This is a genomic window from Cohnella endophytica (assembly GCF_003628305.1).
Taxonomy (GTDB): Bacteria; Bacillota; Bacilli; order Paenibacillales; family Paenibacillaceae; genus Cohnella; species Cohnella endophytica.
This window is the reverse complement of record NZ_RBZM01000007.1, coordinates 494,644-501,394: the sequence shown is the minus strand read 5'-3', so window position 1 is coordinate 501,394 and position 6,751 is coordinate 494,644. Positions and strand designations below refer to the sequence as shown.

Annotated in this window: 4 protein-coding genes; 1 reads left to right on the top strand and 3 read right to left on the bottom strand. The window is 53.5% G+C overall.

The genetic code is table 11. The features are described 5' to 3' along the window. Window positions 1-555 precede the first annotated feature (555 nt). Window positions 556-1,710 (bottom strand): DUF3900 domain-containing protein, encoded by a 1,155-nt coding sequence (locus D7Z26_RS18210; RefSeq protein WP_120978433.1) that lies wholly within the window; start codon window positions 1,708-1,710, stop codon window positions 556-558. Window positions 1,711-1,864: 154 nt separating this feature from the next. Here D7Z26_RS18210 and D7Z26_RS18205 point away from each other — a divergent pair, with 154 nt between their 5' ends. Beyond that, window positions 1,865-3,793: a dihydroorotate dehydrogenase gene (locus D7Z26_RS18205; RefSeq protein ID WP_120978432.1), complete on the top strand. Its 1,929-nt coding sequence runs from the start codon at window positions 1,865-1,867 to the stop codon at window positions 3,791-3,793. 4 nt (window positions 3,794-3,797) lie between these two features. Here the strand turns inward: D7Z26_RS18205 and D7Z26_RS18200 are convergent, their stop codons facing one another. Both D7Z26_RS18200 and D7Z26_RS27840 read right to left on the bottom strand, forming a co-directional pair. Continuing rightward, window positions 3,798-4,439 (bottom strand): DUF4386 domain-containing protein, encoded by a 642-nt coding sequence (locus tag D7Z26_RS18200; protein ID WP_120978431.1) that lies wholly within the window; start codon window positions 4,437-4,439, stop codon window positions 3,798-3,800. A gap of 66 nt (window positions 4,440-4,505) precedes the next feature. Continuing rightward, window positions 4,506-6,650 carry a LuxR C-terminal-related transcriptional regulator gene (locus D7Z26_RS27840; protein WP_120978430.1) on the bottom strand — a complete coding sequence of 715 codons (2,145 nt, stop codon included), beginning with the start codon at window positions 6,648-6,650 and terminating at the stop codon, window positions 4,506-4,508. Between the last annotated feature and the right edge of the window lie 101 nt (window positions 6,651-6,751).

Here is a 6,751-nt window from a genome sequence, read left to right as displayed (position 1 = left end):
GAACTTTTACAACAACCGAAGGATGCATGGAAGCTTGAGGCGTATGCCACCAGCTAGGTTCTCCGAGTGGGTAATGCAGCTTGAAGACCGCTCACAATTTTACAGAGCACTGTAAGAACTCAAAATAAAGAGCTACGCTAACTGAGCGGCTTCTTTTAAGGGACAGACTCCAGATTTAAGGGGCCTAGCCGAAAATGCAGGTTATTCTCCCGAATAGGGGGAATTCCCGGATTCGACATGTACAAAATGCAGGTTGAACACGGAAAACGCAGGTTGCGGCACATATGTGAGCTAGTAGAACGAAAAGTTTGGTGTAAAAGATGAAACGGAGTTGTTAGCTAGATTGGCGATTGAAGCGGTTGTTCGAGATAGCTGGGTTTGTTCGCGATAGACGCACTTGTCGGCGATGGCGAGGTTTGTAGCAATTGAAGCAGTTGTTGGAGACATGAACGGTCGCGTGCGAGGAGTATGATTACAAGAACTAAACAGCGTGTCGCGCATATACGCAAAAAAGAGGGGGGCTCGCGCCCACCTCTCCATGTTCCTAACGTTCTATTAGTCCAACGAAGGCGCCTCGCCCGGAGCTACTCTCCGCAGGCCTTTGCCGACTCGCCGAAGCACTTCGTCCATCTCCTCCGGGTGCAATAGCTCGATCGGAGATACGCCCTTCTCGAACTGGAACGAGTCCCCTTCGATCAGGACGACGTAACGGCCGTTCATCCGCGCGATGTGGATGTTGTTGCCGTAATCGTCCATATGCCCTTTGATCTGGACGTCGTCGAGCTTGAACTTCAGTTCCAAGTCCGGCTGCAGCCCCACGATCTGTTTCGTCGCCTCGACGACGTGCTCGTGCGTCCATTTCTCCTGCAGCTCGCGTTTCTCGCCGGCCGCCCAGACGTCGAATTGCTGCTTCTCCTGCCGCATCGCGACTACTTCTTCGGTTTCTTCGACGCCTTCGCTCGCCATCGCCGCCGCGATAGAGTCCTCTTCCGCGCCTTGCCACCTCGTCTCGATGTAGCTCTGAACCATCTCCATCACCTGATCGGCTACGATCTCCGGCTTGGACTTCTCGTAGCTCACGAACTTCAGGAAGTCCTCGAAGTAACGGGCATGGGAAGCTTGGTGGATCTTCAGTTCCCACTCTTCGAGCATTCCCTCTTCCGGCATGTTCGGATATTGAATGGATTTGATGTTCTTGGCGTTGATCGCCATCTCTACTTGCGAGATCAAGCTTTTCTCGTCCGACACCCTGGCGATCTTGGACTCGAAGTCGCACTTGAACAGGAACAGGAACGGATCGTCGTACAGTTCGTTCAGCTTGGCCGTCGCGAGGACGAAAGCGCCGCCCCTTACCGAGTTAGTGTCCATGTAAATCCGCAATAAATCGTCGGCGCAATCGTGAAACTCCGCCTTATCCCCCGCGGTTCTGAGGCGTTGGAATAAGTTGTAGTTGGGATTGCTCGACAGATCGTAGCCCGGCTCGACGACGAAGCGTCCGATCTTGGTCGGAACCTGCTCGGCGACCGCGTTGACCTCGGCTTTCCGTTTGGCGATGCGCTTGAATTCCCCATCCAAGAACGCTTTCAGCTCGCTATCTTGGTACTCCTCATGCGTAAGAGTCTGATAATGCTTGTATTTCTTGGGACCGTTCGGATCGGTACCCTCCTGCTGAATGACGAAGAACGATAAGTACTGAACGGCGAATTTCATGTCGCGCTCCCTGCTCGTAATCGAATTTTTCCTTAACCTATCCGAATCTTATCAGGTTGCTCTTTCGCAGACAACCCGGTATTCCTCTTCTCCGGCGCCGGAACAACATATGTTATACTCTTCCTGAAAATAGGATGCTGGGAGCGAGCGACTCATGCCGGATTGGTCTTATCAAACTTTGTTCAAGCCCTTGCTGTTCCGACTGCCTTCCAGAGTCGCGCGCGGTCTGACGCTAAACGCGATGGGAAGGCTCAGCCGAATTCCCGGCGGGACCTTGCTGATCAAGACGCTTGGCCACATGGAGCCGTCTCCCGTGCTCGAGAGCCGCATCGCCGACGTTCCCGCACCGACGCCCATTGGATTATCCGGCCTTACGGATCCTCAAGGCGTCGCGCATCGTGCCCTCTCCCAGTTCGGATTCGGATTTATCGAGATCGGTCCCGTAACGGTAAAGCCGGTCGTCTCCTCCTCGCCGATCCTCAACGACCGGCATAAGGAGATCATCGTATATCCTTCAGAGTACGAGAACGATGGACTCGCCATCGTCAAAAGATTGATCGAACATCCGAAACATGCCTTGCCTCAGTTCGTGCGCATCGCGCCGATGCCCGGCAGTTCGGATGATCAAGCCATAGATGAACTGGATATGCTTCTCCAAGCTCTATCTCCCACGCCGGTCGTTGGATTTTATCTCGATTTTTTATCGTCCGACAACACTCCCGAACGCAATATCGGTCTGCTAAAGCTCGTGTCCGAAACGATAGTGCAATCTAAAACCGCTTGCGATAAACCTTTATTCCTGTACGTGCCCTTGGATTTCCCGTCCGATTGGCTAATGCAATGCCTTGACCCTATCGCCCCCTCCCTTTGGGCCGGGTACGTCATCGGCTGCTCCTTGCATGACACGCGAGGATCCTCGGTAGGCCGAGAGGGCATGGATCGCGCGATCGCCCTTATTCGCATGCTCAGAGCCACGATCCCGGCGGATCGCGTCATTAAGGCAAGCGCAGGCGTTCACGAGCCTCAGGATGCCATAACCTTGCTTCGCGCGGGAGCGGACAACGTTCTCTTGGGCAGTGGGCTTGTGTATGCCGGTCCCGGCTTGCCCAAACGCGTGAACGAAGCGATTATTCACGAGAAGCTGCGGTCGACTCCCGAGCCTCAAGTCCCTTCCTTCTGGAAGCACTGGGGATGGATGAGCCTGCTTGGCATCGGCATGATCCTCGGAGGGTTCATCGCATGGCTAATCGCTTCCTCCTCGGTCTTGCTACCTTACGACGAAGACTTCCTGGGCATGACTCGCTCGGAGCTTCAACAGATTAACGGCCATCTGCTACACTTCATGTCTCATGACAGAATTACGTTAGCGGGAACGATGATCTCGATCGGCATTCTCTACTACCAATTGGCGAACAACGGTCTAAAGCATGGCCTCCACTGGGCGAGAACCGCGCTATTGGTATCAGGCATCGTCGGATTCCCTAGCTTCTTCCTGTATTTGGGTTACGGTTTTTTCGATCCGCTGCATGCGGCTGCCGCAGCCGTGTTATTCCCGATGTTCCTGCTGGCGATGCGCGGAAACCCGGATCGGCCATACCGTAAGCCGGTTAATCTAAGGAACGACCGGATTTGGAAAAAGGCGATGTGGGGGCAGCTCTGTTTCGTCGCGCTGGGAGCGTCCTTGAGCGTAGGCGGTCTCGTGATCGCGACAGTCGGAGTAACCCATGTGTTCGTTCCGCAGGATCTGAGTTTCATGGGTATAACCCGAGAACAACTTGATCTGGCGAACCCGCAACTCATTCCGCTTATCGCCCACGACAGGGCCGGATTCGGGGGAGCTTTATTTTCCGATGCGGTCATGCTGCTCGTGCTTGCGCTCTGGGGACTGCAACAAGGCGAACGCTGGCTCTGGTGGACTTTACTTGCCGGTGGATCTCCCGCGTTTATCGCCGGCTTAAGCGTCCATTACCGGATTTCGTATACCGATTTCGTTCATCTGTTGCCCGCCTATATCGCCATCGCGCTCTATATCGCAGGCTTAATCCTGCTCTATCCTTATTTGATGAAAGCGACGAGAAAATAATGTCCTAGTCAAATCCCTTAACTATCAACCAAATGGGAAGAATGATTTCGAATATCGCTCCTGGAACATAGAGAACGGGACCGATATCATGGCCGACGATCGCCAGACAGCTGCTCGCCAATAATGCCGCGTACCCGATGAAACCGATAAAGGGCAAAAACCGGGGAACCAACTTCGATCGATAGAGGATATAACAAAACAACAAGCTGCCTAAGCTCAGCGCGATCATGGCCATTTCAAAGAGCTTAAAATGAGCTTCTACCACTAGACTTACTATCGTTTGAAAGTAAGAGCCGTAGGAAGCTCCTTCGGCAACCTCATTATCGCTCAGCGCAATGAGTACAAACGGTCCGATTAAACTTGTGATGAGCAGCGCGGACTCGATGATCCGGGAACCGAAGTACCCCAGTGCGAAAGCTTCATTATGCTTCTTTAAAACGGGATACAGAAGCATGGCAATCCCCACAACCGCCATGGCGTTTACTAACTCCAAAAACAATCCTGCAATTGCTTTCGTGCGGTCCGGATGCAAACCGGCGAGGAAATCCGTCCGATGTAGAATAGGATCCAGAAGCCCGCTTCCTATCAGAAATGCACCCGTTGCCACCAGGAACAACGCACCTGCCGCTCTTTCATTCTTTTTCATGTTTATCTCCTCTCGGCTATTTTTATAAGCAGTATAGCTTGAAGAGGATTGGGGGCTGTAGACACTTTAGTGTGGTTTACGGGTGTTCGAGAACAAATTTAGCTCATTGGCACGGGCGATCGCTTCGGTGCGTCTTTGCACTTGAAGTTTTTCGAAGATCCTGCGATTGTGCCCTTTGACCGTGTCCAAAGCCAAGAAAAGTTTCTCGCCGATTTCCCGGTTCGAGAGCCCCTTGGCTATAAGCTCGAGCACTTCGATTTCGCGTTGGCTGAGCGGCTCGAACGGGTTGTTCTTCATTCCGTGTTCCAGGGCTATGCGCACGCGCTCCAGACCAAGTCGCGCTTCGCGGAGAGCCGGAAGCGGCAGATCGCCGGCCATCCGCAGAGCCTCTCGGTAACTTTCCGCCGCCAAATCGGGCCGATTTTCCGCTTCATGGATTTGACCTAGTCCGCTTTCGGCCATTACAGCCATCAGTTGATGACCCATCGTATGGCTGTTCGATATGGCTTCGTTATAGGCCTCACGAGCTCCGGCATGGTCTCCCCGCCGCTGGCAAGCGACGCCTAGCATCCAAGCTGCTGCCGTCCGAACAGGGAGATTATCCGGACGCAGATACTCTAACGCACGACGTGACTGGGCAATAACGGCGTCTATCTCGTGTTGTCCGCCTATCCATGCATCCTTTGAATGGGCAATCGCTCCGACGAGTTCATCGGTCTTGTCTTCGGGCTTCGTATTTTGCATGGCCGCTTCGGTCACCTGTAATTTTCGATCGGCACGATGGGGATCGCCTGCCATCATCAACGATGCCAGTGTAGCCCGAGTAGCCGCAATCAGTCCGATCAGATCTCTGATTCCGACGTCCTGCTCCACGTCTTTCAGAGCCGCCTCTGCCGCTCGCAGCTTGTGTTCGACGCCCGTCGGCTTGCCCGCGATCAGCAGAGCCGAGCCATAAATCACCCATAACGAGGGTCTAGCGTCGAGTTTCGCGGCAGGCAACGATTCCAACCAGTCCAACGAAAGGCTTGCAGCCCCGCGAAGATGCAGCGGCGCCCCTTCGCCTTCAAGCAGTCGTGCGGCGCGCTCGTTGTCATGGGATTCCACGGCATGGCGAAACGCTTCGATCTCGAAGCCATTGTTTTCATACCATACGCTTGCTCGTTTATGCAGTTGCGCGATATGGCTCCCGTCGAGACTTTCCTGTAGACGTCTGCGAAGTAGTTCGGCAAACAAATGGTGATAACGATACCAACGTCGTTCATTATCCAAGGGAACGACGAACAAGTTGTTGCGATCTAGATCGATTAAGTATTCCATACCGGAAACCGCGGGATCGAACATAACTTCATCGCAGAGAGATCCGCACAGGCGGTCGAGGATCGATGTCCGCAGCAAAAAAGTCTGTACGGCTTCAGGCTGCCGTTGCAGAACTTCTTCTACCAGATAGTCCAGCACGAAATGATGACTGCCTGCGAAAGAGTGAATGAGCCGATCGGCGCTGCGATCTCCTTGTATGGAGATCGCAGCCAACTGCAGTCCCGCAACCCAGCCTTCGGTGCGCGATTCCAACACGGTTATTTTATCCGTGGGAAGGTTAAGGCCCATTACATGGTTTATAAATGCTTCGACTTCGGAGAGAGTAAATCTCATGTCGGCTATTCGCAACTCGGTCAATTGGTCCCGAGCCCGCAATCGGGCCAGCGGGATACGCGGAGTCTCGCGGGTCATCATGACAAGGTGCATTTGCGTGGGAAGATGTTCAAGCAGGAAGGACACGGCATCGTCGACCGGTTTCGATTTCGCCGCGTGATAGTCGTCAAGAACGAGTATGAAAGGAGCCGGGATGGACGCGATTTCATTAAGAAGAGCCGTCAAAATCGACTCGGTCGGCGACGGTTGAGGAGATTGAAGCACAGCAAGCACGCCTTCTCCTATATTCTCCGCAAGTGTCTGTAGCGAGGAGATCATACAGGTTAAAAAGCGCGTAAGTTCGTTGTCCCCTTTTTCGAGCGATAGCCATGCTGCCGGCCGCCCGCATTCGGCGAGCCATTCGCAAATCAAAGTCGTTTTGCCATAGCCCGCGGGTGCGGAGATAAGGGTCAATTTGCGGTGAAGCCCCTCGCTCAGTCTTTCGGTCAACCGTCGGCGGAGAACCGCTTTCGGTCGAGGCGTGGGAATATAAAATTTGGTGGCCATAATGGGCGTCGACATAACTTTATATTACCACCGCCGATTTCCGCCATCAATCACGCTACAACTTCATTTTCGCGGTCTAATCCTTTATTTTTACGGAACGTACGCATTTTGCTTGG